The organism is Streptomyces sp. NPDC043176, from assembly GCF_056436715.1.
Genome location: NZ_JBWKCA010000061.1, coordinates 1 through 2,379 on the forward strand (window position 1 = coordinate 1; position 2,379 = coordinate 2,379).

The 2,379-nt window shown below is 68.3% G+C and carries 2 protein-coding genes; both read right to left on the reverse strand.

Annotated features, from left to right (window positions below; genetic code table 11):
* Positions 1-926: beta-ketoacyl synthase N-terminal-like domain-containing protein (locus AC067A_RS37365; protein WP_479248155.1), on the reverse strand; the 926-nt coding region annotated here is incomplete at its 3' end.
* A gap of 61 nt (positions 927-987) precedes the next feature.
* The coding region (locus AC067A_RS37370) for an acyltransferase domain-containing protein (RefSeq protein ID WP_479248158.1) at positions 988-2,379 on the reverse strand (1,392 nt) is incomplete at its 5' end.

The following is a 2,379-nucleotide window of genomic DNA, read 5'->3' on the forward strand; positions in this document are numbered from 1 at the left end:
GTCAGCCCATTCGACGCACCATCCTGATTCACCGCCGAACCCCGCACCACCGCCAGCACCCGGTGCCCGTTGCGAACCGCGTCCGACAACCGCTCAAGCACCAGCACACCCGCACCCTCCGCGAAGCCGGTGCCGTCGGCAGAGGCCGCGAACGCCTTGCACCGGCCGTCGGCGGCCAAACCACGCTGCCGCGAGAACCCGATGAAGGCATTCGGAGCGAGGACCGTGACACCGCCGGCCAGCGCCATCGAGCATTCGCCCGACCGCAGGGACTGGGCCGCCAGGTGCAGGGTCACCAGCGACGACGAGCAGGCGGTGTCCACCGTCACCGCCGGCCCCTCGAAGCCCAAGGTGTAGGACACGCGGCCCGACAGGACGCCGCCGAGGACCCCTGTCATGAGATAGGCCTCGACGCCGGCGGGGACGTCCTGGGATTCGGCTCTGTAGTCGCCGCCTCCGGTGCCGGTGAAGACGCCGACGGGCTTGCCGCGCAGGGTGGCCGGGTCGATGCCGGCCCGCTCCAGCGCCTCCCAGGAGATCTCCAGCATCAGCCGCTGCTGCGGGTCCATCGCCAGCGCCTCACGCGGCGAGATCCCGAAGAACCCCGCATCGAACTCGTCCGCGTCGTGCAGGAAGCCACCCTCCCGCGTGTAACTCGTGCCGGGATGGTCCGGGTCCGGGTGATAGAGGTTCTCCAGGTCCCAACCACGATTCACCGGGAAACCCGAAATGCCGTCACCGCCGACCACGAGCAGATCCCACAGCTCTTCCGGCGACGTCACCCCGCCCGGGAAACGGCACGCCATCCCCACAATGGCGATCGGCTCGGAACCGGCGCTCTCGAGTTCGGCAATGGTCTGCCGCGCCTGGTGCAGATCGGCTGTCATGCGCTTGAGGTACGTGACGAGCTTTTCGTTGGTGTCCACGTGGTTCTTCTCCATTGGGAACGACTCGAACTTTTCCGGCCGATAAGCAACTGCCCGAGGGTCAGGCCGTTCCGAATTCCTCGTCGATGAAAGCGAAGAGATCGTCGGCCGAAGCCGACTCCAGCTTCGCCATGACGTCGTTCTCCTGTGGCGAGCCCGAACCGGTGGCGGCCTGCAGTCGCGTGGCCAGTGCCTGGAGACGGGCGACGATCCGCGTGTTCTCGATCCGATCCGGCTTCAGCTCGTCGGCCGTCTCCTCCAGGCGGCGGAGCTCGGCGAGGATCGGGTCCTCGGTGTCCGCCGCCGCGAAGAGCTCGTCCCGGAGGTGCCGCATCAGATCCGTGGGAGTCGGGTAGTCGAAGATCAGGGTGTTGGGCAGCCGTAGCCTGGTGAGTTCCGAGAGCCTGTTGCGTAGTTCGATCGCCGTGAGCGAGGTGAAACCGACTTCGCTGAACGCTCGGTTCGGTGCGATCTCGGCAGTCGACGCACTGCCGAGCACCGCGGCCGCCGAGGTACGAACCAGACCCAGCAGCGTGTGCTCCCGGTCCTCGTGAGGCATCGACGCGAGCCGCTGAACCAGCCCCGCCTGCTCTGCCGTGTCGACCGTCGAGGACATCGGCACCGCCGGCTTCACCGGTCCCGAACCGGACTCCAGCCAGAACTGCTCGCGTTGGAAGGCGTACGTGGGCAGCCCCACGGGTCGGCCGCCCTCGCCCCGACCCAGCACCGCGGACCAGTCGACGCGAACACCGCGCACGTGCAATTCCGCCAGTCCCGAAAGGAACCGGCGCGGCCCGCTCTCTTTACGACGCAGGGTCCCGCTCACCACCACAGGGGCGGTGACACGGTCACTCAACACGTCCTGAATGCCGAGCACCAGAATCGGATCGGTACTGACCTCTACGAAGGCCCGATGGCCGGCTGCCGCCAGCGCCTGGGTGGCCTCCTCGAACCGGACGGTCTGGCGCAGGTTGCGATACCAGTAACCGACGTCCAACGTGGTCGTGTCGACCGGCTCACCGGTGACGGTGGAGTAGAACGGCACGGTGCCGGCGCGTGGCGTGATCCCGGCCAGGGCCGCCCGCAGCTCCTCCTCGATCTCCTCTACCTGCGCCGTGTGACCGGCGACGCCGTTGGCCAGCGTCAGTTCCCGCGTCTGAATGCCGGCTGCCCCGCATGCGGTGATCAGGTCGGCCAGGGCCTGCTGCTCACCGGCAACCACCACCGACCGCGGACCGTTGACGGCCGCGATCTCCACACCCACACACCCGGCCAGCATCGCCCGAACCTCATCCACACCAGCGGCGACCGACGCCATGCCCCCACGACCCGACAACCGCGCCGCGATCACACCACTGCGCCGCACCACCACCCGGGCAGCGTCCTCCAACGACAAAGCCCCGGCGACCACGGCAGCCGCGATCTCACCCTGCGAATGCCCCACCACCGCATC